The 26,839-nt window shown below is 68.2% G+C and carries 20 protein-coding genes; 6 read left to right on the top strand and 14 right to left on the bottom strand.

Annotated elements, in window-relative coordinates; genetic code table 11:
* Positions 1-1,055 precede the first annotated feature (1,055 nt).
* The 5 genes from cydC to O3I_RS03315 all read right to left on the bottom strand — a co-directional run bounded on the left by cydC (position 1,056) and on the right by O3I_RS03315 (position 8,388).
* Positions 1,056-2,750 (bottom strand): thiol reductant ABC exporter subunit CydC, encoded by a 1,695-nt coding sequence (gene cydC / locus O3I_RS03335; RefSeq protein WP_014981482.1) that lies wholly within the window; start codon positions 2,748-2,750, stop codon positions 1,056-1,058.
* A complete protein-coding gene (locus O3I_RS03330) occupies positions 2,747-4,720 on the bottom strand; it encodes an ABC transporter ATP-binding protein/permease (protein WP_014981481.1) in 1,974 nt (657 codons plus the stop codon). Before O3I_RS03330 ends, cydC begins: the two co-directional genes overlap by 4 nt.
* A gap of 4 nt (positions 4,721-4,724) precedes the next feature.
* Entirely contained in the window at positions 4,725-5,747 is a 1,023-nt protein-coding gene (cydB, locus tag O3I_RS03325) for a cytochrome d ubiquinol oxidase subunit II (protein ID WP_014981480.1), read from the bottom strand.
* Between the two features lie 9 nt (positions 5,748-5,756).
* On the bottom strand, positions 5,757-7,256 hold the full coding sequence (locus O3I_RS03320; protein ID WP_014981479.1) for a cytochrome ubiquinol oxidase subunit I: 1,500 nt from the start codon (positions 7,254-7,256) through the stop codon (positions 5,757-5,759).
* Between the two features lie 211 nt (positions 7,257-7,467).
* Positions 7,468-8,388, bottom strand: coding sequence for an aminodeoxychorismate lyase (locus tag O3I_RS03315; protein ID WP_014981478.1), 921 nt, complete (start codon positions 8,386-8,388; stop codon positions 7,468-7,470).
* Between the two features lie 183 nt (positions 8,389-8,571).
* Here O3I_RS03315 and O3I_RS03310 point away from each other — a divergent pair, with 183 nt between their 5' ends.
* The 4 genes from O3I_RS03310 to O3I_RS03295 all read left to right on the top strand — a co-directional run bounded on the left by O3I_RS03310 (position 8,572) and on the right by O3I_RS03295 (position 11,865).
* Complete coding sequence (locus tag O3I_RS03310; RefSeq protein ID WP_041562385.1) at positions 8,572-9,684, top strand: YgfZ/GcvT domain-containing protein; 1,113 nt, start codon at positions 8,572-8,574, stop codon at positions 9,682-9,684.
* 107 nt (positions 9,685-9,791) lie between these two features.
* Positions 9,792-10,532, top strand: a complete 741-nt coding sequence (locus O3I_RS03305) for an MOSC domain-containing protein (RefSeq protein WP_014981476.1) — start codon at positions 9,792-9,794, stop codon at positions 10,530-10,532.
* A complete protein-coding gene (locus O3I_RS03300; protein ID WP_014981475.1) occupies positions 10,529-11,482 on the top strand; it encodes an asparaginase in 954 nt (317 codons plus the stop codon). Before O3I_RS03305 ends, O3I_RS03300 begins: the two co-directional genes overlap by 4 nt.
* A gap of 176 nt (positions 11,483-11,658) precedes the next feature.
* Positions 11,659-11,865 (top strand): DUF3073 domain-containing protein, encoded by a 207-nt coding sequence (locus O3I_RS03295; protein ID WP_014981474.1) that lies wholly within the window; start codon positions 11,659-11,661, stop codon positions 11,863-11,865.
* A 134-nt stretch (positions 11,866-11,999) separates the two neighbouring features.
* Here the strand turns inward: O3I_RS03295 and O3I_RS45335 are convergent, their stop codons facing one another.
* From O3I_RS45335 to purF, 7 genes are all read right to left on the bottom strand, one after another.
* Positions 12,000-12,143 carry a hypothetical protein gene (locus tag O3I_RS45335; protein WP_167829097.1) on the bottom strand — a complete coding sequence of 48 codons (144 nt, stop codon included), beginning with the start codon at positions 12,141-12,143 and terminating at the stop codon, positions 12,000-12,002.
* 871 nt (positions 12,144-13,014) lie between these two features.
* On the bottom strand, positions 13,015-14,091 hold the full coding sequence (gene purM, locus O3I_RS03290; RefSeq protein ID WP_014981473.1) for a phosphoribosylformylglycinamidine cyclo-ligase: 1,077 nt from the start codon (positions 14,089-14,091) through the stop codon (positions 13,015-13,017).
* Between the two features lie 225 nt (positions 14,092-14,316).
* Entirely contained in the window at positions 14,317-16,029 is a 1,713-nt protein-coding gene (locus tag O3I_RS03285; protein ID WP_014981472.1) for an ABC transporter ATP-binding protein, read from the bottom strand.
* The gene (locus O3I_RS03280) at positions 16,026-17,021 is read right to left on the bottom strand and encodes an ABC transporter permease (protein WP_086006260.1); all 996 of its coding nucleotides are present in this window, start codon (positions 17,019-17,021) and stop codon (positions 16,026-16,028) included. Before O3I_RS03280 ends, O3I_RS03285 begins: the two co-directional genes overlap by 4 nt.
* A gap of 92 nt (positions 17,022-17,113) precedes the next feature.
* Positions 17,114-18,124, bottom strand: coding sequence for an ABC transporter permease (locus tag O3I_RS03275; protein WP_237748346.1), 1,011 nt, complete (start codon positions 18,122-18,124; stop codon positions 17,114-17,116).
* Between the two features lie 122 nt (positions 18,125-18,246).
* Positions 18,247-19,863 carry an ABC transporter substrate-binding protein gene (locus tag O3I_RS03270; protein ID WP_014981469.1) on the bottom strand — a complete coding sequence of 539 codons (1,617 nt, stop codon included), beginning with the start codon at positions 19,861-19,863 and terminating at the stop codon, positions 18,247-18,249.
* Positions 19,864-20,381: 518 nt separating this feature from the next.
* Positions 20,382-21,962 carry an amidophosphoribosyltransferase gene (gene purF, locus O3I_RS03265; RefSeq protein WP_014981468.1) on the bottom strand — a complete coding sequence of 527 codons (1,581 nt, stop codon included), beginning with the start codon at positions 21,960-21,962 and terminating at the stop codon, positions 20,382-20,384.
* A gap of 234 nt (positions 21,963-22,196) precedes the next feature.
* Between purF and O3I_RS03260 the strand changes: the two genes are divergently transcribed.
* Together O3I_RS03260 and O3I_RS03255 are read left to right on the top strand one after the other, a co-directional pair.
* The gene (locus O3I_RS03260; RefSeq protein WP_014981467.1) at positions 22,197-23,465 is read left to right on the top strand and encodes a YhgE/Pip domain-containing protein; all 1,269 of its coding nucleotides are present in this window, start codon (positions 22,197-22,199) and stop codon (positions 23,463-23,465) included.
* Between the two features lie 27 nt (positions 23,466-23,492).
* A complete protein-coding gene (locus O3I_RS03255) occupies positions 23,493-24,506 on the top strand; it encodes an acyl-CoA dehydrogenase family protein (protein WP_014981466.1) in 1,014 nt (337 codons plus the stop codon).
* Positions 24,507-24,934: 428 nt separating this feature from the next.
* Here the strand turns inward: O3I_RS03255 and O3I_RS03250 are convergent, their stop codons facing one another.
* Complete coding sequence (locus O3I_RS03250) at positions 24,935-25,327, bottom strand: sterol carrier family protein (protein WP_014981465.1); 393 nt, start codon at positions 25,325-25,327, stop codon at positions 24,935-24,937.
* Between the two features lie 49 nt (positions 25,328-25,376).
* Positions 25,377-26,813, bottom strand: a complete 1,437-nt coding sequence (locus O3I_RS03245; protein WP_014981464.1) for a serine hydrolase domain-containing protein — start codon at positions 26,811-26,813, stop codon at positions 25,377-25,379.
* Between the last annotated feature and the right edge of the window lie 26 nt (positions 26,814-26,839).

The raw sequence follows: 26,839 nt of genomic DNA, 5'->3' as shown, positions 1-26,839 counted from the left end.
CTCACCAGGTACCGGCGGCGGGCCCTTCCCGCACGATGCCGCCCTAGTTACCTGGTGATCACCTGACCAGCACGCCACCGGCGGGTCACCGTGTCGCGCACGCGGCCCGCTTTCACAGACCATCCACACGGTTCACAGCCCTCAGAAGCCCTGTGAACCGTACAGACCCTCTGTGGACCTCCGCTTCAAACCTGCCGCGCCACCGCAGCACCCGCGCCGCAAGCGGAGGGTGCTGAAGCCGGTGCCGAGCAGCACGCGACAGCGGTCGCAGCACCGGTAGCCGTAGGCACCTTTCACGACCTGCTTCAGGCCCACCACACCACCGGCGGCCTGAACCACCACACTCCGCTAGTCAACCGAACTCGGGGCAGTCCCAACCCCAAGCGTGTCGCGCACGCGCCCCCGCCTTCACAAACCATCCACACGGTTCACAGCCCTCACAAGCCCTGTGAACCGTACGCATCCTCTGTGGACCTCCGCTTCTGGCCCGCCACACTGCTCGCAGCCCCGCGCCGCAAGCGAAGGGCGCGCCGAAACTGGTGCCGAGCGGCACGCGATAGCGGTCACAGAGCGCGGTAGCCGTCTGCCACCCTCCGCGGACCTCCCGCTTCCAACCTGCCGCAGCACCCGCGCCGCAGGCGTGGGGCTCCCCGCAACTGGCACACACGACGCGCCCGGACCCTCGCGCCGCAGGCGTGGCACACACCGCAACTGGCACACACCACACCGCCCGCACCTTCGCGCCACAGACGCGCCGCTCGCCGCAACTGGCACACACCACAGCAGCCGCAAGCCCGCGACAGCAGGCCCACCAATCACCCACCCCAAAACAGGAACGACCCCCGAGCCATATCGCGGGTGTAAACACCTGCGCGATCCCGATCGGACAAGACCGGGGGCTCGGGGGCCGGGTGGCTGCCTGGTATTCGCTCAGCGCTCGCGCGAACGGAGACCGTTGCAGCGGTGGCGCTAGCGGACAGCCACCTCACGAGTCCTATGAACATACATTCTTCGAACCACCTCCTTCCTTGTGTAAGAACGAATTTAGCGAGGAGTCAGCGGGTCGGCAACGGAATTTCTCGGTGGGCGGAAACGGTGCCCGCCTGGTCCGGAAAATGCGTCGTCACCTGGCCTGATGCGTCTACACGGACGATCACGTCGGCGCGGTGGCCCGCCGGGAGCTGATGTGTGACGACGACCACAATTCGGTCGGGTTCCACCAGCCCGCTCTCGGCGTCCAGCAGGTCGCGCAGCAACTGTGCCCCAGCGTCGGCCTCCAGGTGCTCGGTGGGTTCGTCGAGCAGCAGCACCCGCGCCGGCGACACGAGTGCCCGGGCGAGCAGAATTCGACGACGCTGCCCACCGGACACCGCAGCCGCACCGCCGATGAGATCCGTGTGCACACCGTCCGCCAGCCCGTCCAGCCATTCACCGAGACCCACTGTGCGCAAAGCTTTCTCGGCGTCGGACACACTGAGATCACCGCATCCGACCCGCAGATTCTCCAACACCGAAGTACCGAACAGATGCGCGTCCTCCGCAAAGAACGTGACCCCGGGACGCGGAGTTTCGAACAACCCGGCCCACCGCATGAGCAACGTCGTCTTCCCAGATCCGCTGGGCCCCACCACCGCAACCCGACGCCCCACCGGAACCTCCGAAACCACCTGCGCCGACGCACTATCCGACGAGTCACAACGAGCGGCGGAACCTTGACGGTGGACCTGCATTTCGTCGAGTTGGGTCAGGCGGTGCAGGGCGGCGCGGGCGGTGGTGAGGGATTGGGCCGCGGCGGGGAGTGGGCCGACGGCTTCGAATGCCGACAGTGGGAGGAGGACCAGGATGGTGAGCGCCATCGGTGTCATGGCGCCAGGGGTGCCGCCGGAGGGCCCGTAGAGGGTGATGCCGATCAGCAAGGCGCCCAGCACACTTGCGCCGATGGCGAGCGGTGTGGCCGCGGCCGACCAGGCACTGCGCGCCGCTGCCTTGTCCTCCGCGGCGACCGCGCGCCGCGAGGCTGTGGCAGCGGCGGCGAGCGCGGCGTCGAGGCGGCCCGCCACTCGCAGTTCGGCTGCGTGATCGAGCACGGTCAACGACTGGGCAGTGAACTCGGCCCGGTCTGCTCGCACCGCGCGTTCCGCGTCACGTGCGGCCCGAGCCGACAGCCAGGGTGCCGCTACACCGGAAAGTGCCAGCGCCCCAGCCAGAATGGCCGCGGCCGCCACCGAGATGGTGGCAAGCAGTCCGATCGCCACGAGCGAAAGCACCACGGCCACCGCGACGGGCACGAACACCCGTACCACGACCGCGCCGAGATCATCGATATCGCTGCCCGTTCGAACGAGTAGATCACCGCGCCGCAGCGCCGTAGCGCTCCCTCCTTGCGCCGCCGAGTCTTTCGAACGCGTCGGCCGATGCAACCAGAAGTCCGATCGCGCCAGTGTGCGATACACCGTGGTGCGAGCCGTCGTCATCGCCCGCAACGCCACATCGTGCGTCGCCAACCGTTCCAGGTACCGGCACAGCCCCCGCGAAATGCCGAGCGCCCGTACGGTGACCACCGCGATACTCAAATCCAGCACCGGCGGCATCTGCCATGCCCGCGCGATCAACCAGGCCGCCAACGCCGCCAACCCGAGCCCGCTCCCGAGCGCCAGCACTCCCCACCCCACCGCAACCACCACACGCCACCGCGACAACCCCAGCAACGCCCACATCCGCCGCAAATCCCCCACCAACGCCCCGCTCATCCCCGCACCTCCGTCAGGGCGTTCGTGGCGGCGCGGACTGGGATGACGTGGTCGGCGGCGGCCAGGACGGTGGGGCGGTGGCCGATGAGGATGACCGTGGTGCCGGCGCGGGCTCGTTGGCGTAGTGCGGTGAGGACCGCGGCTTCGCTGTCGGTGTCGAGGTGGGCGGTGGGTTCGTCGAGGAGCAGGATCGGGCGGTCGGCGGCGAGAACCCGAGTGAGGGCGAGACGTTGGCGTTGGCCGAGGGAGAGGCCGACGCCGCCGAAGCCGACCACGGTGTCCCAGCGGTCGGGCAGTTCGTCCAGCACTGCGTCGAAACCGGTGGCGACGCAGGCGGCTTCGAGATCGTCCACGACCCGTGCGGCCCCGTGCGCCGCGGGCTTCTCCGCTTGCGCGCCGAACAACTCGAGGTTCTCCCGGAGTGTGCCCGGCACCAGCACGGGCCGCTGCGGCAACCAGGCCACCCGCGCCCACCACGCGGCCGAATCCAGTTCCCGCACATCGACCCCGTCGACCGTCACCGCCCCGCGATCAGGCTCGATCAACCCCAGAATCGCCTGGACCGCCGTAGATTTCCCGCTCCCGTTGGCCCCGGCGAGCACCGTCACCTCCCCCGGCCGACACACCGCAGACAACCCCTCGGGCGCGAAACCCCCACGCGCCCCCACAGACAACCCCCGCACCTCGACCACCCCGCCAAACCCTGTCACCCGCCCGCTGTTTTGACCCGCCAGCCCGACTTCGTCCACATCCGAACGCCCGCTCGAAGCATCACGAACCTCGACACCACCCGCATTCGGCCCGCTCCGCTGACCAACCGCAGCAAACGTCCCGGGCTTGTCGACCACCGCCGAAGAGTCACTTGCCTGCGCCGAATCACTTGCGCCGCACTCCGATTCGAGGATCGCGAAGGCGCGGTCGGCGGCGGCCATCCCGTCTTGGGCGGCGTGGAATCGTTCGCCGACCATGCGGAGCGGGAGGTAGACCTCGGGGGCGAGGATCAGCGCGACCAGGCCCGCGTACAGACTCATTTCGCCGAAGACCAGGCGTAGGCCGATGGAGACGGCGATCAGAGCGACGCTGAGTGTCGCGAGCATTTCCAGCACCATGGAGGAGAGGAAGGCGATGCGGAGTGCCCGCATCGTCCGCTGCCGCAGCGCATCGCCCAGCTCGCGCACCCTGGGCACCATGGTGGTCCGGCGCAACTCGATGGAATCCGGCGCATCCGCTTCGGTTGCGCCAGAGCGGACTCCACGCCCGCCACCCATTCGCCTCGAGCCATCACTGATCCGATCAGCCGATGCCCCACCGGTTTCCCGTCCCAACGCGCGCAACGTCGGCATCCCGGCGAACAGGTCGAGCAGCTGATCGGACAGCCGGGTGGTCGCGGCGAGTGTCGCCTCGGCCCGGCCTTGGGTGAGCAGTCCGATGAGGATCATGAAGATCGGGATGAGCGGCAAGGTGACGATCACGATCAGACCCGAGATCGGATCGTGTATCGCGATGACGGCCAACACGATCGGCGGTACCAGCACGGCGAGCAGCAGCGCGGGCAGGTAGCCGGTGAGGTAGCCGCGCAGCCCGGACAACCCGGTGCCGACGACGACCGCGAGTTCTGTTCTGCGGGTTTCGAGTTCACGTGGCGGCAGCTGCGCACCGGCGGTCAGCACCGCGGTTTCCAGCTCCGCGACCACGCCGGCTCCGGCCCGGTGCCCGAGCCGCGACTGCCACCAGATGGCGAGCACTCGCACGCCGAGAACGACTGCGAGCACCAGTATTTCGGTGCTCCACGCGCCGAGCGTGCGCTGGCCGGGTGCGGTGACGACCCCGGCCAGCACCCGGGCGAGCAGGACCGCCGCGACGACGATCGATCCGGTGATCACCAGTGACAGCAGCACACTCAGCACCAGGTAGCGGCGGGCCGAGCGCGCGTACCGCCACAGGCGCGGGTCGACAGGCGGTCGAGCCATGAGCTCAGTCCTTCAGCGAAAGCCCGATGGGCGCGGGGATGTGGTCGACGGTGATCCGTTTGCGGAACACCCAGTAGGTCCAGCCCTGGTACAGCAGCACCACCGGCGTGACCAGAACGGCGGCCCAGCTCATCACTTTCAGCGTGTACGGCGTGGACGACGCGTTGTGGATGGTCAAATCGAACGCGGCGTCGATGGTGGAGGGCAGCACATTCGGGAACAGCGAGCCGAACAGCAGCGCGGTCGCCGCCGCCACCGTGACGGCGGTGCCCGTGAAAGCCCAGCCGTCCCGGTCCGCGTACACCGCGACGCCCGCGCCGATCAGCCCGAGCACGGCCAGCCCCAACGGAATCCAGGTCCACCCGGTGCCGTAAGCCAGCTGCGTCCAGACACCGAAGACGCCGACGACCACCGCGGTGGGCACCAGTAGCAGCTTGGCGGTGCGCTGCGCGTCGGCCCGCACCTCGCCGCCGGTCTTCAGACCGAGGAAGACCGCCCCGTGCAGAGCGAACAGCAGTCCCGTGGTCAGTCCGCCGAGCAGGGCGTAGGGTCCGAGCAGATCCCACACCGAACCGGCGAACTGCTTCTTCTCGTTCAACGGCACACCGCGCACCACGTTCGCGAAGACCCAGCCCCACGCGAGTGCCGGTATCCAGGAACCGATTCCGATGCCGAGGTCACAGCGCGCCCGCCAGCGCGGGTCGTCGATCTTGCCGCGGTATTCGATCGCGCAGATCCGCAGGATCAACGCCACCAGCAAGAGCAGCAACGCCAGGTAGAAGCCGGAGAACAGGCTGGCGTACCACTCGGGGAAGGCGGCGAACATGGCACCGCCCGCGGTGATGACCCAGACCTCGTTGCCGTCCCAGACCGGCCCGATCGTGTTGAGCACCACCCGCCTTCGGGTGTCGGAGCCCTTGCCGAGGATCGGCATCAGCATGCCGACGCCGAAGTCGAACCCCTCGAGCACGAAGTACCCGGTGAACAGCACCCCGATCAGCACGAACCAGAACTCTTGCAAACTCATCGTCGGCTCCTAGTAGGCGAACGAAAGTTGTTCGACGGCAGGCTCTTCGCCGGAGCGTCCGGCCGGCCCCGCGGGTTTGTCCGGCCCCGAGCCGGTGGGCGGGCTCGCGGCAGGCTGCTCCGGCCCGTGCACCACGTAGCGCCGCATCAGGTAGAACCAGACGACGGCGAGCGCGCCGTACAGCAGCGTGAAGGTGATCAGCGAGAACAGCACCACGCCGGGCGAATGGTTGGACACACCCTGCTGCACGGTCAGCCGCAGGTTCGGGTCGCCGGTCGGGTTGGGCGCGACAACCCAAGGCTGCCTGCCCATTTCGGTGAACACCCAGCCCGCGCTGTTGGCCAGGAACGGCGTCGGGATGGCGAGCAGGCTGAGCCAGGCGAACCAGCGCTGGTTCGGCACACGTCCGCGCCGGGTGAGCCACAGTCCGGCCAGCGCCAGCAGGGCCGAGCCGGCCGCGAGGCCGATCATGGCGCGGAACGACCAGTAGGTGACGAACAGGTTGGGACGGTAGTCACCGACACCGTATTTCGCGTTGTACTCCTGTTGCAGGTCGACGACGCCGGGCAGGGTGACGTCGCTGAACTTGCCTTTGGCGAGGTAGGGCAGCACGCCGGGCACCTCGAGCACGTGCGTGACGCTGTCGCAGTTGTTGTGCGTGCCGACGGTGAGGATGGAGAAGTCCGGGTCGGTCGCGGTGTGGCACAACGATTCCGCCGAGGCCATCTTCATCGGCTGCTGTTCGAACATCAGCTTGCCCTGCGTGTCACCGGTGAGGAACAGCGCGCCCAGCGAGACGAGCATCACCCAGATGCCGACCAGCGCGGCGGGCCGCCACATGGTGCGCGCCTCGGTGATTTCCGCGGCGTCACCGGTGCGTGCCTTGCGCACCATCCACCAACCCGCGATACCGGCGACGAAAGTGCCTGCCGTGACGAAGGATCCGGCGACCACGTGCGGAAAGGCCGCCAGCAGTGTGTTGTTGGTGAGCACCGCGACAATGCTCTCGAGTTCGGCGCGCCCGGTTTCCGGGTTGAACCGCGCCCCGACCGGGTGCTGCATGAACGAGTTGGCCGCGACGATGAAGTACGCCGAGGCGTTCACCCCGATGGCGACCATCCAGATCGCGGCCAGGTGCGCGAGTTTCGGCAGCCGGGACCAGCCGAAGATCCACAGGCCGAGGAAGGTCGATTCCATGAAGAAGGCCACCAGGCCTTCCAGCGCGAGCGGTGCGCCGAACACGTCGCCGACGAAGCGGGAGTATTCGCTCCAGTTCATGCCGAACTGGAATTCCTGCACGATGCCGGTGGCGACGCCGAGCGCGAAGTTGATCAGGAACAGTTTGCCGAAGAATTTGGTCAGCCGGAGCCAGTGCTCCTTGCCGGTGATCACCCACGCGGTCTGCATGGCGGCGACCAAGGGCGCGAGGCCGATGGTCAGCGGCACCAACAGGAAGTGGTAGACGGTCGTGATGCCGAACTGCCATCGCGAGATGTCCAGCGCGTTCACCTTTGAACCTCCTGCCGGTCTACGACATGTCGTAGTAAGACTACGCCGGAGGCAGGGCTGAGCAATGCGTCGTAGGCCACGACACACCGGGCCTTTCGGCCCCGAACAGGCATTTTCCGAGTTCGGGCGCGCCGGACCGCGCCTCGATTAGACGGAGATCACCTCGGCGGCGTCGGCTGCGGGCAGGCAACCGCACGCGTGCAGGCAGTAATCACCAGTCGCCGATGGCACCCGCCCGCTCGACACCGCGGTCCACCAGATCGATGATCTCGGCCGCGTTGTCCGGCGCCGACATCCGCAGGCCGTCCAGCGAATTCACCCGCGCCGCGAGCGAGATGCTGGACAGCAGCCAGATGCTGTCACAGGTCAGCAGGTCCGCGGTGAACAGCGACTTGTAGATGCACTCCCACCCGGCCTTCTGCGCCTCGGCGAACAGCGCGCGCTGGGTGACGCCCGGCAGCACACCGTTTTTCGCGGGCGGGGTGAGCAGCTGCTTGTCCCGCGCGATCACCACGGACGAACGCGGCCCCTCGAGCACTCGGTTCTCGGTGCTGGTGAAGATCACGTCGTCGGCGCCCATCCGGGCCGCGAAACGCAGCGCCGCCATATTGGAGGCATAGGAGAGCGTCTTCGCGCCGAGCAACTGCCAGGGCGCGGCCTGCGCGAGGTCGATCGAGATGCCCCGGGACAGGGTCACCACCGCGACGCCCTCGGTACGCGCCTTCTGCACCCGATCGGGCACGGGCAGCACCAGCACGTAGGCGGTCGGCACGGGCACCGCGGCCGCGAGATCACCGGAGGTCACCTTCTCCGCGACTCCGGACAGCTCCGAATCGCGCCCGCGGGTGAGCACCAGCCGCATCACGCCCTCGCGATCGGCGCCCCACTCCTTCGCGGCCCGCTCCACCGCCGCACGCCACCGCCCTAGTTCCGGCTCCGGCAGATCGAGCGCCTGCGCCGAGCGGCGCAGCCTGCCTAGGTGGAATTCGATCGCGCACGCGTTGCCCGCACGCACCAGTACCGTTTCGAAAATACCGTCGCCTCGCAGAAGCCCGATATCGTCCGCATACACCAACGGCGCGTCCGCGTCCCGGACCGCGCCGTCGAGTGAGACAAGAACCCGATCTACCATGCGTCGAGACTAGGCGGTGTTGGTTGGTCGCGCTTAGGTCACGGCAGACTTCGGTCCATCTTTTACCGCGGGTCGCGCGGGGTTCATCACCGCGTCGTCGCCGCGCCGCCGAGATGGTGCCGCGAACGCGTTCCGCGAGCCCCGGTTCGGGCACCCACCGCGGACCCGGCCTACAGTAGAAACGTGTCCGTGGTCGTTGCACCCAGCCCCATCCTGTCTACTCCGGGAGCCGTCGCGGGAGCGCCCGGTTCGCCGGATGCCGCCGTGGCGTGGCATTACGGTGACCCGCTCGGCGAACAGCGGGCGGCCGTGCAGCGGGCCGCGATCGTCGATCGCTCGCATCGATTCGTGCTGAGCATCGCCGGCGCCGAGCGGCTGACCTGGCTGCACACCATCACCAGCCAGCACATCGCGGCCCTCACCGAAGGGCAGTCCGCGGAAAGCCTCGACCTCGACCTCAACGGCCGGGTGCTGAACCATTTCGTGCTCACCGAACTCGACGCCACGGTGTGGATCGACACCGAAGGCGACCGCGGCCCCGCACTGCTGGAGTTCCTGCGCAAGATGGTCTTCTGGGCCGACGCGCAGCCCGTCGAAGCCGAGCACGCCGTACTCAGCCTGCTCGGGCCGAACGCGCCCGAGGTGCTCGCCGCGCTCGGCGTCGACTCCGTGCCCGGCGTCTACGAGGCCGTGGCGCTGCCCGGCGGCGGTTTCGTGCGGCGGATGCCGTGGCCGGTCGCCGACTCCTTCGACCTCGTGGTTCCGCGCGCGGAACTCGCCGACCGGTGGCGCGAACTCGTCGCGGCGGGTGCCGCGCCGGCCGGCATGTGGGCGTTCGAGGCGCTGCGGGTCGCCGCCGTGCGCCCGCGAATCGGGCTCGACACCGACGACCGCACCATCCCGCACGAGGCCCGCTGGATCGGCGGCGTCGCCGAGCACGGCGCGGTGCACCTGGACAAAGGCTGCTATCGCGGGCAGGAGACCGTGGCGCGGGTGCACAATCTCGGCAAACCGCCGCGGCATCTGGTGCTGCTGCATCTCGACGGATCGGCCGACGAACGGCCGGCGGCAGGTGACGACGTCACCGCGGGCGGGCGGGCGATCGGCCGCCTCGGCACGGTGATCGACCACTACGAACTCGGCCCGATCGCGCTCGCGCTGATCAAACGCACGATCCCGGTGGACACCCAGCTCACGGCCGGCCCGGCGGCCGCGGCCATCGACCCCGACTCGGTACCCGCCGACGACTCACCGCAGGCGGGCAGGCTCGCCGTCGACCGGCTGCGCGGCCGCTGACCCACCGATGTCGATCGAATTCCGAAGGGGCGCAAGCCGCATGGCGCTGCGCCACCGTGCCGGCAGCGCGCACCCACCGACCAGAACACTCCGCGAAAGGAGCGTCCATGCGACCCGGTGACACCGGCGAAGTGCTCGCGGTGTGCGTGGTGCACGCCGAGATCGAGGTACCCACCCGGGTCGGCCGCTCCGCCATCGACAAGCGACCGCGCCCGGACCGCGTTCCGGTGCGGGCGCTGGGACTCGACGGCGACCACGTCTGCGACACCGCCCACCACGGCGGCGTACACCAGGCGGTCTACGCCTACGCCGACGAGGACGCCCGGCGCTGGGCCGGCGAACTCGATCGGGAGTTGCCCGCGGGCTGGTTCGGCGAGAATCTCCGTGTGTCCGGATTGCCGATCAGCGACGCGGTTTTCGGCGCCCGCCTGAGCATCGGCGACACCTTGCTCGAGGTCAGCGCGCCCCGCGTGCCGTGCGCGACGTTCCAGCATTGGAGCGGAGAAGCCCAGTGGGTCAAGCGGTTCACGCTGCGCAGCGACACCGGCGCCTACTTCCAGGTGCTCACCGAGGGCACGATCGGCGCGGGCGACACGGTGACAGTGCAGCATGTGCCCGATCACGGCGTCACCGTCCGTGACCTGTTCACCGGCCAGGATCCGGACCTGCTGGCCATCCTGCTCGCCGCGGAACCGAGCATCTCCGACGATGTGCGCATGCAGATCGAGCGGCACGCGCGCCGACACGCGAACACCGCACGTGCCGCGCAGCGCCGGGCCGGCACGGCCACCGATCCCGGCGTCGCCGACCGGCACGCCGCCGAACTCGACACGGGAGCACAGCTGTGAGTGTGGATCTGGTCGAAGTAGTCCGCTCCGGTTTCCGCGAGTGCGTGCACCGCGGCTCGGTGGTGATCCTCGATCCCGCGGGTGAGCCGACGCTCGCCCTCGGCGAGGTGCATCTGCCGATCTTCCCGCGTTCCACCAACAAGCCGATGCAGGCGATCACGTTGCTGCGGCACGGATTCGAACCACTCGACGACGCCGAACTCGCCATCGCGACCGCCTCGCACTACGGCGAACCCGATCACGTCGCACTGGTCCGCCGGCTGCTCGACCGGTTCGGTTTCGACGAGAAATCCCTCGAATGCCCACCGGACCTGCCGGTCGACGACAAGGCGCGGGCGGCCGTGCTGTCCGGGCCGCAGGAACCGCGACGGATCTACATGAACTGCTCCGGCAAGCATGCCGCGATGCTGGCGACCTGCGCGATCAACGGCTGGCCGACCGAGGGCTACCTCGACGTCGCGCATCCGCTGCAGCAGGCGGTCATCGCCACCGTCGCCGACCTGACCGGCGAACCCGAGACCGATCTCGGCATCGACGGCTGCGGACTGCCGATCATTCCGGTCTCGCTGGTGAACCTGGCCCGGGTGTTCGCCACCATGGCCACTGCCGCACCGGACGCGCCGGAGCGGCGCGTCGCCGACGCCATCCGCGCCCATCCGCGAGTGATTTCGGGCACCAACGCACCCGATTTGTCAGCTATGCAGGCCACCCCCGGACTCGTCTGCAAGATCGGCGCGGACGGGGTGCACGCGGGCGCGCTACCCGACGGCACCGCCTTCGCCTACAAGATCGACGACGGCCACGACCGCGCCCGAATGCCCCTGACGCTGGCCATTTTGCATCGAATCGGGGTCGATTGGACCGACGCGCATGCCGAGTTGGCGGCCCCGGCGGTACTCGGTGGCGGCGCTCGCGTCGGCGTCATCCGAGCGATTCCCGGAGTGCTGTAGCCGCCCCGGTCAAGGGCGACAACCCGGCAAACGGAACCTCTTCGGGAGTTCTTCACCCACTCCTGGAAGCGAGACCGCCGGACACACGCTAAAGTGTCTGTCAGGAAGAGTATTAATTCGAACGGGGCCGCCAACCAAACCCCAGGCCGCCCCGCAGTGACGCGAGGGGGTCAGCCATGGGCCGTGGCCGGGCTAAGGCAAAGCAGACCAAGGTCGCACGCGAGCTGAAGTACAGCAGCCCGCCGAGCGACTTCGCGAGCCTTCAGCGCGAGCTTTCGGGCAGCCCCAACTCCCAACGGAGTGGTGTGCTGTCCGATGAGCACAACGCGGACGAGTCCTCTACCCGTTGGGAAGAGGACGACTACGACGACTGGCGCCGCTGACTCGAAGCAACGCATGAAGGGGGAGGTCGCGTGCCTCCCCCTTCAGCCGTTGCCCAGTGTCGACGGCCTCCGCCGAAAAGCCTTACAACACACCAGCGTCCCGCATCCGAGCGATGCGGGACGCTGCGTTGATTTCACGATGCGCCGAGCGCTCGGGTCAGCACACCGGACGAGGTGAGTTCCCACTCCGCCGCGGGGCTCATCCCGCCGAGCATCTGACCTCCCTGCCGCATCCCGAAGCCGAGCCAGGCCAAGCCAGGCCAGCCAAGCCAAGCCAAGCCAAGCCAAGCCAACGAGGATTCGACCCGACATCCGCAGCGCGCGGCCACACAGCACCAGCCTTGGGCACCGCAACCCAGCGGGCACCGGCACCACGTCTCCCGCGCACATCTCGACGTCCCGCGCACATCTCAGCGCCCCCGCGCACATCTCAGCGTCCCGCGCGCGAAATAGTCGAACAATTCGCGCGCGGCACGACAAAACGTGCGCGGCACAACAACAAACGCCACCCAAGCACCCGCCCACGGGAGCGAGGGCGCCAAGCGGCAGCACACCCGGGCACCCCGCACGCATCTCAACCTCCCGACGCACACCTCAGCGCCTCGCGTACATCTCAGCGCTCCGCGCACACCTCCTCCAACCGCTCGCGAAATAGTCGAACAATTCGCGCGGCACGACAAACGTGCGCGGCACAACGGCGACGCCTCCGGCACAACACAACGTCACCCAGCCCGCCCTTGCCTACGGGAGCGGGGGCGCCGGGAGGCGGCACACCCGGGGCACCCGCGCATCACAACCGCCGCGCGCATCTCAGCGCCCCGCGCACATCTCGACGTCTCGCGCACACCTCAGCATCCCGCGCACATCTCAGCGTCCCGCGCGCGAAATAGCCGACTATTTCGTGCGCGCCGCACCAAAACGTGCGCGGCGATCGAATGGGCGAGGCTGACGGGGCTGTGAGGCCACGGGCACGGGGCACGCGGCACGCGGCACGCGGCACACGGCACACGGCACACGAGCGTCTGCCCGGTGCATCACAGGGGTAGCTGCGGCGCACCGGGCAGGGGGCTTGCGTTCGTGTTCAGATGCTCTGCGAGACGGGCCGACACAGCACGTGCGGCGGACGCATGGTCGGCCGGACGCGAACCCTCAGAAGCGCGGGTGTTCGCCGACGAGGACGGCGCGCAGGGCGTCGCTGTCCTTGGCTTTCTTGACGGTGCCCAGGGTCCAGCATTCGATGTGGCGGGCGGTCAGGACGGCGAGGGCGCGGTCGACGTCTTCGGGAGCGACGACGGCGACCATGCCGACGCCCATGTTGAACGTCTTCTCCATCTCGGTCCGCTCCACCCGGCCGCGCTGCGCGATCATCTTGAAGACCGGCGCGGGGTTCCAGGTGCCGCGATCCAGCTCGGCGACCATGCCGGCGGGCAGCACGCGGCCGAGGTTGGCGGCGAGGCCACCGCCGGTGACGTGGGCGAAGGTGCGCACATCGGTTTCGGCGATCAGGGCCAGGCAGTCCTTGGCGTAGATCTGGGTCGGCTCGAGCAGTTCTTCGCCGAGGGTCCGGCCGAACTCCTCGACGTGCCCGGTGAGCGACATGCGGTCGATGTCGAGCAGCACCTTGCGGGCGAGGCTGTAGCCGTTGGAGTGCAGGCCCGAGGAGCCCATGGCGATCACCACGTCACCGGGACGCACCCGGTCGGGGCCGAGCACCGCGTCGGCCTCGACGACGCCGACGCCGGTCGCGGACAGGTCGTAGTCGTCGGCATCCATCAGGCCGGGATGTTCGGCGGTTTCGCCGCCCAGCAACGCGCAACCGGCCCGCACGCAGCCTTCGGCGATGCCGGAGACCAGCTCGGCGACCTTCTCCGGGACGACCTTGCCGATGGCGATGTAGTCCTGCAGGAACAGTGGTTCCGCGCCGCACACCACCAGGTCGTCGACGACCATCGCGACCAGGTCCAGTCCGACGGTGTCGTGCTTGTCCATCGCCTGCGCGACCGCGATCTTGGTACCGACCCCGTCGGTGGACGCGGCGAGCAACGGCTCGCGGTAGCCACCCTTCAGTGCGAACAGCCCGGCGAATCCGCCGAGGCCGCCTTGCACCTCGGGTCGGCTCGCCTTCTTCGCCAATGGCCCGAACAACTCGACTGCGCGGTCACCTGCCTCGATGTCCACGCCTGCCGCGGCGTAAGAGGCACCACCACTGGGGGTCTGTTCAGTCATTTTCGGGGAAAGCTCCAAACCGAATCGGCGGATAGATGCCTGCTCACGCTACCGGAGACGAATAACAGCCCAGCACCGGTATTGCTTCGTGCTGCCCGCCTCTCGGCGTCTTTTACCGCTTGCCGGCGCCGCGGGACTTGACAACCTTGCCGGTGGTCGCGCCCCGCGGCGCCGTCGACGGATGACCGGCGAGTTACCCAGTTGCGTGGGAAATCACTCGCCAGATTATCCCGTCTGCACCTCGACGTCGTCGATCTCGGTGGCGAACAATCCGGCGCTGGCCGCGCGCCGGCGCCGCTGCTCCACCGGATCGGGCACCGGCACCGCCGCGACCAGGCGCTGGGTGTACTCCTCCTGCGGTGCCCGCAGAATGCGATCCCGGTCACCCTGTTCCACCACCGCGCCGTTGCGCAGCACCACGATCCGGTCGGCGAGCTGATCGACCACCGCCAGGTCGTGGCTGATGAACAGGCACGCCCAACCGCATTCGCGCTGCAGCTGGCCGAACAGCTCGAGCACCGCGGCCTGCACGGATACGTCCAGCGCGCTGGTCGGTTCGTCGGCGACGAGCAGATCCGGGTCCAGCACGAGCGCCCTGGCCAGGCTGGCGCGCTGCCGCTGGCCGCCGGACAGTTCGTGCGGGTACCGGCGTTCGGTGCCCGCGGGCAGTTGCACGTCGTCGAGCAGCTTGCGGACTCGCGCCTTGATCTCGGCCGAGCTGCCCGCCTGGTGCACGATCAGCGGTTCGGCGACGCACTCGCCGACGGTGAGTCGCGGATTCAGCGAGCTGGCCGGGTCCTGGAACACGAACCCGAATCGCCGCCGGATCGGCCGCAGTTTGCGCCCGGACAGTCCGGCGATGTCCTGCCCGCGCACCTTGACCACACCCGAGGTGGGGCGTTGCAGCGCGGCGACGCAGCGGCCGATGGTCGACTTGCCGGAACCGGATTCGCCGACCAGTCCGAGGGTTTCGCCCGGTCCGATGCGCAGGTTCACCTCGTCGACCGCGCGGAACGGCGGCCGTCCGAACGAGCCGGGGAACTCGACCACCAGATCGCACACCTCGAGCACCGGCTCGGCGGTCGTGTCGACCTCCTTCGCCGGTCCGTGTGCCAGCTGCTCGGTGCCCAGGTGCGGGACGGCCGCGAGCAGTGCCCGGGTGTAGTCCGCTTTCGGGCTGGCGAACAGCTCGTCCACCGGCGCCTGCTCGACCACCTTGCCGTTGCGCATCACCACGACGCGGTCGGCCAGGTCGGCCACCACGCCCATGTTGTGCGTGATCAGCACGATGGCGCTGCCGATCCGGTCGCGCAGATCGCGCAGCAGTTCGAGGATCTCGGCCTGCACGGTCACGTCGAGCGCGGTGGTCGGTTCGTCGGCGATGATCACCTTCGGCTCGCAGGCGATGGCGATGGCGATCACCACGCGCTGCTTCTGCCCGCCCGAGAGCTGGTGCGGGTAGTAGTCCACCCGATGCTCGGGGTCGGGCAGGCCGACCATGCGGAGCAGTTCGACCGCGCGCGCCTTCGCGTCCTTCTTGCTCATGTCCGAATGCGCGCGCAGCGCCTCGCCGATCTGGAAGCCGACGGTGAACAGCGGGTCGAGCGCGAGGCCCGGCTCCTGGAACACCATCGAGATCGCGCCGCCGCGCAGGGCAGTGAGCTGCCGTTCGTTCATCGAGGTGATGGTCTGGGTACCGAGGGTCACCAGACCGTTCACCCGCGCGGTCAGCGGCAGCAAGCCCATCGCCGTGCGCGAGCTCACCGATTTGCCCGAACCGGATTCGCCGACGATGGCGAGCACCTCGCCCGGATACACCTCGTAGGACACGTCTTTGACCGCGTACACGGGTCCGGCGTCGGTGGCGAAGGTGACCGACAGCGATTCGATGGACAGCGCGGGACGATCCCGCTCGGCCACCGGTACCGACTTGGTCATGACGTCTCCTTCCCGGCGGTGCCGTCCTTCGTCAGCCCGACAGCGGGCTCGGCTCCGGCTGTCGCCGTGGCACTTTCGGGTTCGGTGGCGGACTCGACGGTGATCGCGTCACCCGGTGCCGCCGAGACGGCGCGACGGGTCCGCAGGATCGGGTTGAGCACCTCGTTGAGGCTCTCGCCGACCAGGGTCATGCCGAGCACCACGAGCACGATGGCGAAACCGGGGAAGATGCCGGTCCACCAGATGCCGTTGGACACGTCCGACAGCGCCTTGTTCAGGTCGTAGCCCCATTCGGCGGCCTGGGTCGGCTCGATGCCGAACCCGAGGAAGCCGAGGCCGGCCAGCGTCAGGATGGCCTCGGACCCGTTCAGCGTGACGATCACCGGCAACGACTGGGTGACGTTGGCGAAGATGTGCCGGAACAGGATTCGCGCCGTCGACGCCCCGGTCACCCTGGCGGCGTCGACATAGGGTTCGTTCTTCACCGCGACCGTCGCGTTGCGCACCACGCGGAAGTATTGCGGCACGAAGACGGCCGTGATCGCCACCGCCGCGGACAGCACGCCGCCGAAGCTGGTGGAGCGGCCACCCGCGACCACGATGGACACCACGATCGCCAGCAGCAGCGTCGGGAAGGCGTACATCGCGTCCATGAACAGCACGAGCACCCGGTCGAACCAGCGGCCGAGGTAACCCGACAGCAGGCCGAGCGGCACGCCGATGAACAACGAGAGCACCAGCGAGATCACGATCACGAACAGCGCGGTGCGCGCACCCCAGATCACCCGGGAGAACACGTCCTCACCGCGCACCGACGTGCCGAACCAGTGGTCGGCCGAGGGCGCCTGCTGCCGGACGAAATCCACGCCGTCGGCGGCGCTTTGCGCGAAACCGTAGGGCGCGATCAGCGGCGCGAAGACGGCCGCGAGCACGAAGATCGCGACCAGCGCCAAGCCGAGGATCAGCGTCGCGCGTTGCAGGCCCGCGGTCATCGAGAACAGCCGCAGGCCGGGCAGGCGACGGCGGGCCGACGGCGGCACCGGCGGGGTCACCACCGGCTCGTTGAGCAATTCCGGTGCGGTCATCAGAACCTCACCCTCGGATCGATCAGTGCCACAAGGGCATCCACCAGGAAGCTCATCAGGGCGATGAACACCGCGATGAACGCGACGATGCCCTGCACCGCGACGAAGTCACGGGCCGAGAGGTAGGTCGCGAGCTGGTAGCCGAGACCCTTCCACTCGAAGGTGGTCTCGGTGAGCACCGCGCCGCCGAGCATCATCGCGATCTGCATGCCCATCACGGTGACGATCGGAATCATCGCGTTGCGGAACGCATGTCGTCCGGTGACCACCCGCTGAGACAGGCCACGAGCCCGGGCCGCGTCCACGTAATCCGAACGCAGCGTCTGGATCAGATTGATCCGCACCAGGCGCAGGAAGATGCCCGCGGTGAGCAGGCCGAGCGCGATCGCGGGCAGCACAGCGTGTTTCAGGACGTCGCCGATGTATCCGGCGTCGCCGTAGAGGATTCCGTCGACCAGCATGATGTTGGTCTTCGGCGAGACGTGCTGCAGTTGCAGTTCCACGTTGGTGCTCGCGCGGCCGGCCACCGGCAGCCAGCCCAGCTTGACCGCGAACACCAGCTTGAGCAGCAGACCGACGAAGAACACCGGCGCCGCGTAGGCCAGGATCGCGAACAGCCGAAGTCCGGTGTCGGACACCGAATCACGGTGCGTCGCCGCGTAACGGCCGAGCGGGATGCCGATCGCGAACGCGACGATCAGCGCCCAGAACATCAGCTCCAGCGAGGCGGCGCCGTAGGTGGTGATCACCTCGCTGATCTGCCGATTGTCCTGGGAGCGGCCGAAATCGCCGCGGAACAGGCCGGAGATGTATTCCCAGTACTGGGTCAGGATCGGCCGGTTCAGCCCGGCCGCCTCCTTGCGGGCCTCGATCTGGTCCTGGGTCATCCGGCCACCCATGGCCGCGCTGATCGGGTCACCGGCCACGCGCATGAGGAAGAAGACCACGGTGGCGAGAATCCACGCGGTCACCGGAATCAGCAGCAGGCGCACGCCCAGGTAGCGGAGCAGCGCGAGCTGGCGAGAATCACTCCCGCCCTTCCTTTTTCGGGGCACGCCGAAGCGCCGGGCCCGGGCCGGCGCTGGCTTCGTTTCTGGAGCAGCTATCGTCCCGGGCCCGGCTTCGCCGGATGTCACTTGCTCAGCACCGTGTAACGGAACTTGAAGGACGCGTCGAGTGTCTCCTCGACACCCTGCACGTTCTTGCCCGAGACCGCGATCTGCTTGCCGGACAAGAGCGGAACGATCGGCAGATGGTTCTGCGCGAGGTCACGCTGCACGTTCTTCAAGATCTCCATGCGCTTGGTCTTGTCGTTCTCCGTGGTCTCCGCGGTCAGCTGCGCCGAGATGCTCGGATCCTCGAAGTGCGACTGCAGGAAGTTGTTCGGGCCGAAGAACGGGGTCAGGTAGTTGTCCGGGTCCGGGAAGTCCGGGAACCAGCCGAACTGGTAGAGCGGGTAGGAATCCCGGGCGCGCTCGCGCTGGTAGCTCACCCATTCGGTGGACTGCAGGTTGACCCGGAACAGGCCGCTGGCCTCGAGCTGCGACTTGATCGCCGCGTATTCCTCGGAGCTGCTCGAACCGTAGTGGTCCGGGTTGTACTGCAGGTTCAGCTCGACCGGGGTGGCGACACCGGCGTCGGCGAGGAACTTCGCCGCCTTCTCCTTGCTCGGATCGGCGCCGTAGATGTCCTTGAACGGCTCGGTCGCGCCCGGAACACCCTGCGGCACAGACGAGTACGCGGGCAGGTAGGTGTTCTTGTACACGCCCTTGGCCAGCGCGGCCCGGTCGACGGTGGACGCGAGCGCCTTGCGCACGGCCAGCTTCTGCTCCGGCGTGCCGCCCGGCATGGTGTTCATGTTGAACACGATGTAGCGCAGCTCACCGCCGGGGCCCTCGTGCACGGTGACCTTGCTGTCGCCGCGCAGCGACTCGATATCGGTGGGAGTCAGCGACCGGTACGCGACGTCGAGCGACCCGTTCTGCAGGTCGAGCTTCATGTTGTCGGTGGTGGCGTAGTACTTCGTCGACACCGTCTTGGACTTCGGCGTGCCGAGGATGCCGTTGTAGTCCGGGTTCGCCTTGTACTCGACCAGCTTGTTCTTGTCGTAGCTGGCGATGGTGTACGGGCCCGAGTAGCCCTTGGCCTTGACGACCTCCTCGTCGGCCATCACCTTGTCCGCGGCGTACACCTTCTCGTCGACGATCGGGCCGGCCTGGGTCGGCAGGATCGCGGGGAAGGTCTGGTCGTTGGCGACCTTCAGCGTGAAATTGACCGTGCGGTCGTCCGGGGCGTCGGTCTTCTCGAGGTTGCCGAGCAGCGACGCGGGACCGTTCGGGTCATTGATCTTGACCATCCGGTCGAAGGAGAACTTGACGCTCTTGGCGGTCAGTGGGTTGCCGTTGGCGAACTTGAGGCCCGGCTTCATGGTGCAGCTGTACACCGTCGGGCTGGTGAACTCGCACTTCTCCGCGGCGTCCGGCTTCGGGGTCGCGTCGCCGGGCGCGAAGTTCAGTACGTACTGGTAGAACTGCGTTTCCGCGACCAGGGAGCCGTTGTCATAGGCGGCCGCCGGGTCGAGCGAGAAGATTTTGTCCGTAGTGCCGGCAAGCAAGCCACCACCGTCACCACCATCACCGGTCCGGCCCGAACCGCAGCCGGCCAAGGCGGACGCCACCAGCGTCGCCAGGCCGACGGCCGCGATAGTTCGCGTCCGGGTCCGGCCCCCAGGTGTTTTCGAAACCAACATCAGGGCCCCACTTCTCGAGCGCCACACCGCGTTGTCCTGGATCGCAGGCCCGGTGCGGACACAATTGAACATCCGATCTGACGGGCACCGTACCCACGAACCATTTCCGGCACGTTGCGTTTTCACAGAAAAGATTGCCGGGACGTGAGCCAGCGTTGCAAATAGTGCATCACAGGGGCCAGATCACCGGACGAATGTCCAGGTTCTGGCTAGAACGTCCGATTCCGCGTCTCGAAGACGCCACTGTTCCCAACTGGACAAAACACCGGGAAACATGCGGCGCGCGAATTCGACTCGCCGAAAGTCCGCGACCCGGCAAGCGCGCACCTCAGCGCGCCGGCCGACGATCGTCGCGGGAAATAGATCCGCCCCGGAAACACCCCGCGCGGTGTCGGGGTTACCGGCACTCGCCTGAACAGTCGATCAGGGACACTGCGCAGCCGTGCCGAACCGGCCGGAAAAGCAACGAGGCGAGCCACCGGAGTGGACTTCGCCTCGCTTGCGGAAAAAGAGATGGACTACGGGCGGCTGAGCGCGCTGGCGTTGGCGTTGTCGGCCAGCAGGGCCGCCTCGGACTGGCCGGTGAGCATGCCCTCCAGCACGTTCTTGCCGATGGCCGCCTCGGTGGGCAGCGGGATCGGGTAGTGGCCGTCGAAGCACGCACAGCACAACCGCGAGCGCGGCTGCTCGGTCGCGGCGATCATGCCCTCGGTGGAGATGTAGCCGAGGGTGTCCGCGCCGATCGAGCGGCGCACACCCTCCACCATCTCGTCGAAGCTGCCCTCCGCGCCGGAACCGTTCGCGATCAACTCCGCGGGCGAGGCGAAGTCGATGCCGTAGAAGCACGGCCACTTCACCGGCGGCGACGCGATCCGGACGTGGATCTCCAGCGCGCCCGCCTCGCGCAGCATGCGGATGAGCGCGCGCTGGGTGTTGCCGCGCACGATCGAATCGTCCACCACGATCAGGCGCTTGCCGCGGATCACCTCACGCAACGGATTGAGCTTGAGCCGGATGCCGAGCTGCCGGATGGTCTGGCTCGGCTGGATGAACGTGCGCCCGACATAGGCGTTCTTCATCAGGCCTTGGCCGTAGGGCACGCCGGAACCCTGCGCGTATCCGACCGCCGCCGGCGTGCCGGACTCGGGCACCGGAATCACCAGGTCGGCCTCGACCGGATGTTCCTTGGCCAGGCGGCGACCGATCTCCACCCGGGTGGCGTGCACCGAACGGCCGGAGATCGCGCTGTCCGGCCTGGCCAGGTACACGTACTCGAAGACACAGCCCTTGGGCTCGGGGTTGGCGAACCGCATCGAGCGCACGCCGTCGGCGTCGATCGCCAGCAGTTCGCCGGGCTCGATCTCGCGGACGAACGCGGCGCCGACGATGTCCAGGGCCGCGGTCTCACTGGCAACAACCCAGCCACGGTCGAGCCGGCCGAGGCACAGCGGGCGCACGCCGTGCGGGTCCCGCGCGGCGTAGAGGGTGTGCTCGTCCATGAAGGTCAGGCAGAACGCGCCCTTCAAGGTCGGCAGCAGTTCCATCGCCGCCTGCTCGATGCTCGAATCGGCGGAGGCATGCGCGAGCAGCGCGGTGATCACGTCGGAGTCGGAGGTCGCGGCGATCGGCTGCGGGCGGCCGTTCGCCACCGTCGCGCCGATGAGTCCGAGTTCCCTTGCCCGGCCCGCCAATTCGGCGGTGTTGACGAGATTGCCGTTGTGGCCCAGGGCAAGTCCGGAGCCGACCGAGGTGGTGCGGAAGATCGGCTGGGCGTTCTCCCAGGTCACCCCGCCCGTGGTGGAGTAGCGGCAGTGCCCGACGGCGATATGGCCCGGCATGGCGGCCAGCGTCTGCTCGTCGAAAACCTGACTGACCAAACCCAGGTCCTTGAAGACCAAGATCTGCGAACCGTCGGAGACCGCGATGCCCGCCGCCTCCTGACCGCGATGCTGCAGGGCGTAGAGCCCGTAGTACGTGAGCTTCGCCACGTCCTCGCTCGGGGCCCAGACACCGAACACGCCACACTCTTCGCGTGGCTCGTTCTCGTCCTGATCGGGGGTGGCGGATGTGCTTACGACCGGCAGTTCGGCGTTGGTCACCGTTTGCTCCCTGTTCGGGCGGGCTGGGGGCGATTTCATTCTACGGGTGAAACTTCGTTCGCGATCACTCGCCACCGCATCCGGACAGCAATCGAGCACGCCACAGGACTCGGCGCAGGCGGGCCGGTAACTGTTACCGTGCCTGCCGTGACGACTACCGACAGCGCGGACACCGGCGGCGGAGCGGGATCGAACACGGCGGGAACGGGACCGCAGCGCCGGCCATGGGCCCGTATGGTGCTGTTTCCCATCTCCGTGCTGACCCTGCTGACCGCTCTGCTCGGCATCATGTATCTGGATTACGTCGTCGATCCGGAGAAGAACCTGCACGACTTTCCGATCGCCCTGGTGAACCAGGATGTGGGCGATGTCGTCAAGAAGGCCGACGGGCAGCAGCAGGTGAACTTCGGTGCGCAGATCACCGAGGCGCTGCGCACCGGGGTGCCCGCGGACAAGGTCGACCTGCATGTGATCAGCATCAGCGAGGCCGAACGGCAACTGCAGGCCGGCAAGGTCTACGGCGCGATCGTGATCCCGAGCGACTTCAGCAAGCAACTCGGCAATCTCGGTATCGGAAGCGTGATCCCCGGCGACCTGGAGCGCCCGATCATCACGTTGCAGACCAATCCGCGCACCGGCGCGTTCGGCACCCAGATCGTGTTGCGGGTCGGCAATCAGGCGCTGACCGAAGTGAACAAGCAGGTCGGCAAGCAGCTCACCGATCAGGTGAACGAACAGCTGAAACCGCAGCCCGGCGGGCCGCCCGCGCCCGAACTGTCCGGCGCGACCCGGCTGGCGATCGCCGACCCGGTGAAAGTCGTCGTCCAGCAGTATCGCCCGCTGCCCGACGGCACGGGCCAAGGCCTGTCCGCGTTCTTCTACGCGCTGCTGTTGCTGCTGGCCGGCGTGGTCGGCGCGATGGTCATCCACACGATGATCGACGCCCAACTCGGTTTCATTCCCACCGAATACGGGCCGTGGTACGTGCACTATCCGCCGACGCCGATCTCCCGCTTCCGCACCCTGCTGATCAAGTGGGGCGTGCTGGTGGTGACCGCGAACATCGTCTCGGCGGTCTTCCTGATCGTCGGCAAGATCCTGGACATGCCGATCGATCATCCGCTCGCGCTCTTCCTCTACAGCGCGCTCGCCATGATCGCCGTCGGCGCCACCGGGTTGTCCATGCTGGCCGCGATCGGTTCCGCGGGCCTGCTGGTGAACCTGATCCTGTTCATCATCCTGGGCCTCCCGTCCTCCGGCGGCACCGTCCCGATCGAGGCGACCCCGCAGTACTTCGGCTGGCTCGCCTCCTTCGAACCGATGCACCAGGTGTTCCTCGGCATCCGCGCCATCCTGTACTTCGACGCGAATTTCGAAGCGGGCCTGTCCCGCGGCGTCTGGATGGCCGTCCTCGGCCTTGCCATCGGCCTGGCCTTCGGCGCCGCCATCACCCGCTTCTACGACCGCAAAGGCCTGCACCGCACCAACCGCGTCGAAGCCTGACCGGCAGCGGGCGCGAAGATGATGCCTATGCCATCGTGGATCGAACGGGCCGAGCAGGTGGCCGACGAGGTGCTCGCGCCGCAGGCGCAGACCGCCGACCAGGACGGGGAGATTCCGCGGGCGCACTTCGATCGGCTGGCCGAGGCCGGGTTCTACGGTGTAGCACTCCAGGACGACCTGGATCCGGCCACGTTCACCGAGGCCGCCGAGATCCTGATCGCGGGTTGTTTGGCGACGGCGTTCGTCTGGGCGCAACATCACGGGGTGGCCCGACGGGTCAGCGTGTCGCCGAATCACGAACTGCGCGAACGTCTCACCGCCGACCTGCGGGACGGGCGGCTCCGCGCCGGTGTCAGCTACGCCGGCGCTGCCGAACCGCCGTCGCTCGTCGCCCGCCGCACGGCGGGCGGCTATCTGCTCGACGGGACCGCACCGTTCGTCAGCGGCTGGGGCATGGTCGACCTCGTCGGGGTGATGGCACGGGACAGCGCCGACGAGAACGCCCTGATGAGCGTCGTCGTGCCCGCTGTCGAAGGGCCGCAGCTGCGGGTGCGGCAGATCCCGTTGGTCGCCGCGAACGCGAGCCGAACCGTGACCGCGACCTTCGACGGTCTGTTCGTCCCGGACGCCGACGTCGACACCTTGGTTCCGCTGCAGAAGTTCCATGACGCCGCCGCTATTGCCGTGTGGCGCAACGGTTCACTACCGCTAGGCCTCGTCCGGCGGTGCGTCGCCGAACTGGAAACGCTGGGGGCCGACCATGCGGCGCTGTGCGAAGAAGCGGTGCTGACCCGAAAAGAATTGGACGCGGGACTCTTTGGGCAAACCGACCTGTTCGTCGCACGCGCCCGCGCCTCCGAGTTGGCCTTACGCGCCGCCGCAGCCCTGATGACCGCGACCGGCAGCCGCGGCATCGTTACCGGTTCCACCGCCGAACGCACCCTCCGAGAAGCAACATTCACCCTGGTCTTCGGTTCCCGCCCGCCCATCAAAACCGCACTCTTCGACCACCTCACCGGGACCGCCGCCGGACAACCCTGACCAACCTCGGCTCACCAAACCCCTTGCCGCTGATCGCTGTGGGGCCGGTCCCGAGCGAAACGGGCGATCAGGAGCCGGTGCGCGGCTTCGACTGCGTAGTTGCCGGCCCCGGAAGAACGTACTGCCACGACCGCAGCGAACCTACAATCCTTGGCGTCCAACAACATCCGAGCGCAGCCGCATTCAGTAGTCAGTACGCGACTTCAGGGCGCGGTTGCCCGCCGCGAAAGAGTGCCGGCCGCTTCGGCGGCGATATCCAACAGGCCGATGGCCACCGACAGCCCAGCCCGGCGGTTCAATCCGCGGCGAGGCGGGTGATCAGCAACCTATGGCTCCTTCGGGGCACCGTGGCCCGACACGTAGAGCTGAAGTTCACGGCGGCGGCGAAATCCAAACGCCCGGGCTAACGGCGGCTGAGCCCAGTGGGTTCAATCCGCGGCGAGGCGGGCGATGGGGAGCCAGTGGGCTACTTCGGGGGCGCGGTTGCCGGAGGCAGTGAGGGTGCCGGAGGTGACGGCGGTGGCGAAATCCAGGAGGCCGGTGGCGAGCAGTAGCCAAGTGCGGGGATCGGTTTCGACGACGTTCGGGGGTGTGCCTCGGGTGTGGCGGGGGCCCTCGATGCATTGGACCGCGACGAACGGTGGCACCCGGACCTCCACCGAGTGGCCGGGTGCCGAAGCGGCCAGTGTGCGGGCCGTCGCGCGGACCGCCGCGGCGAGTTCGGTGCGCGCAGGCGCTGTCGCCGATTCATCCCGCAACCATTCGCTCACCGCATCCACCGCCGACCGCAACTCGGCCGGACTCACCGTCTGACGTGCCACCCCACCGACATTACCGACGGACCTCCACTCCCGATCCGACGCCCTGCGTTCAGGGGGTGGGGAGTTTGGGGGTGGCGCGCATGCCTACGTAGCAGGCTTCGGTGCCGTCGGTGAGGGTGCTGAAGACGACGGGCATGTAGTCCTCGCTGAAGGAGGGGCCGGCGCCGGAGGCGGCGAAGACGGTGGGCGAGACGGGGGTGAGGTCCATGCTCAGGGGCGGGGACATGTCCTTCATGTCGTCGACGAATTCGTAGAGCATGTGCGCGGATCCGTCGGCGCGCTTGCTGACCGTGATCACGACACCGGCTCGCCGGTAGGTGCCGACGAACGGCGCGATGTCCGCCTGCACCGGCGGGTCGGCCGGGCCGAATGCTTCCGGCACCCGCACCCCGGCCAGATCGCCGAGCAGCTCACGGAACAGCGCCGCGTAAAGCTGGCGGGCGCCACCGCCATTGGTGAGCAGCGCGACCGCCACCCCGGCCTCGGGGACGACCCGCAGGTACGCGTACTGGCCGATCGCGGCACCGTCGTGGCCGAATCCTTTGATGCCGTCCCAGTCGTACAGGGTCCAGCCCAGACCCCACCCGTCCGCGCTGACCGACCACTTGTCCGGCACATCCACCACCTGATCCTGCATCGCCGCAACGGCTTGCGCGGACAGCAGCGCGGTGCCGTCGGGGGCACGACCACCGTCCAGGTGCAGGCGGGCGAACCGCACCATGTCGCCCGCGGAGGTGATCACCCTGGCCATCGGCGCGACCGAGCGCGGCATGATGTCCCACTCCGGCGCGGGTTCGGGGTAGGCCCCCGGCGCACCCAGGTGGCTCATCGCGGTGGGGAACTTCAGCGCCTGTTCCGGCAGTGTCACCAGATGGTCCAGGCCGAGCGGCGTGGCGATCAGATCCTGCAGTGCCTGGTCGAAGGTGGTGCCGGTGATCACCTCGATGATGCGGCCGAGCACCACGTAGCCCAGACTGCCGTAGGACATTGCCGTTCCCGGTTTGCAGTCGAGCGCGACTTCCCTTGCCGCCGTGACGTATCGGGCGAGGCAGTCGTCGCCGCGACCGCCGTCGAAGTTGAAGTCGTTGGTCACGCCGCCGGTGTGGCTGAGCAGCTGACGCACCGTGATCTGCTGGGTGGCTTCGGCATCCGGCGTCGCGAACTCGGGCAGCACCTCGATCACGCGGGCGTCGAGGTCCAGCTTGCCCGCATCCGCGAGCCGCACGATCATCGTCGCGGTGTAGACCTTGGCGACCGAACCGCACAGGAACACCGCGTCGGTGGTGACCGGTACGCCGGTGCCGCGATGCAGTACTCCGCTGGCGATTTCGTGGATTTCACCGTCGACCAGCACGGCCAGCGCCGCGCCGGGCACATGGTGCGTAACACGTAGTTCGTCCAGCCGCTGCTGCCAATGCGCCAGGGGGAACGCATCTCCATCCAGCTTCCGGCCACCCTCGACGCCTCGGTTCACCGTGTTCGACATGTCCTTCTCCTGCTCTACTTCCAGTC

It is taken from the genome of Nocardia brasiliensis ATCC 700358 (genome assembly GCF_000250675.2).
Lineage (GTDB): Bacteria > Actinomycetota > Actinomycetes > Mycobacteriales > Mycobacteriaceae > Nocardia > Nocardia brasiliensis_B.
Note: the sequence above shows the minus strand (reverse complement) of the source record. Positions and strands in the feature narration are given on the sequence as shown.

Excerpts from the sequence above, each read along its gene's own strand:
- cydC (WP_014981482.1), bottom strand. The coding sequence starts at position 2,750 with ATGAGCGGGGCGTTGGTGGGGGATTTGCGGCGGATGTGGGCGTTGCTG.
- O3I_RS03330 (WP_014981481.1), bottom strand. The coding sequence starts at position 4,720 with ATGGCTCGACCGCCTGTCGACCCGCGCCTGTGGCGGTACGCGCGCTCG.
- cydB (WP_014981480.1), bottom strand. The coding sequence starts at position 5,747 with ATGAGTTTGCAAGAGTTCTGGTTCGTGCTGATCGGGGTGCTGTTCACC.
- O3I_RS03315 (WP_014981478.1), bottom strand. The coding sequence starts at position 8,388 with ATGGTAGATCGGGTTCTTGTCTCACTCGACGGCGCGGTCCGGGACGCG.
- O3I_RS03305 (WP_014981476.1), top strand. The coding sequence starts at position 9,792 with ATGCGACCCGGTGACACCGGCGAAGTGCTCGCGGTGTGCGTGGTGCAC.
- O3I_RS03295 (WP_014981474.1), top strand. The coding sequence starts at position 11,659 with ATGGGCCGTGGCCGGGCTAAGGCAAAGCAGACCAAGGTCGCACGCGAG.
- purM (WP_014981473.1), bottom strand. The coding sequence starts at position 14,091 with ATGACTGAACAGACCCCCAGTGGTGGTGCCTCTTACGCCGCGGCAGGC.
- O3I_RS03285 (WP_014981472.1), bottom strand. The coding sequence starts at position 16,029 with ATGACCAAGTCGGTACCGGTGGCCGAGCGGGATCGTCCCGCGCTGTCC.
- O3I_RS03280 (WP_086006260.1), bottom strand. The coding sequence starts at position 17,021 with ATGACCGCGGGCCTGCAACGCGCGACGCTGATCCTCGGCTTGGCGCTG.
- O3I_RS03270 (WP_014981469.1), bottom strand. The coding sequence starts at position 19,863 with ATGTTGGTTTCGAAAACACCTGGGGGCCGGACCCGGACGCGAACTATC.
- O3I_RS03260 (WP_014981467.1), top strand. The coding sequence starts at position 22,197 with ATGGTGCTGTTTCCCATCTCCGTGCTGACCCTGCTGACCGCTCTGCTC.
- O3I_RS03255 (WP_014981466.1), top strand. The coding sequence starts at position 23,493 with ATGCCATCGTGGATCGAACGGGCCGAGCAGGTGGCCGACGAGGTGCTC.
- O3I_RS03245 (WP_014981464.1), bottom strand. The coding sequence starts at position 26,813 with ATGTCGAACACGGTGAACCGAGGCGTCGAGGGTGGCCGGAAGCTGGAT.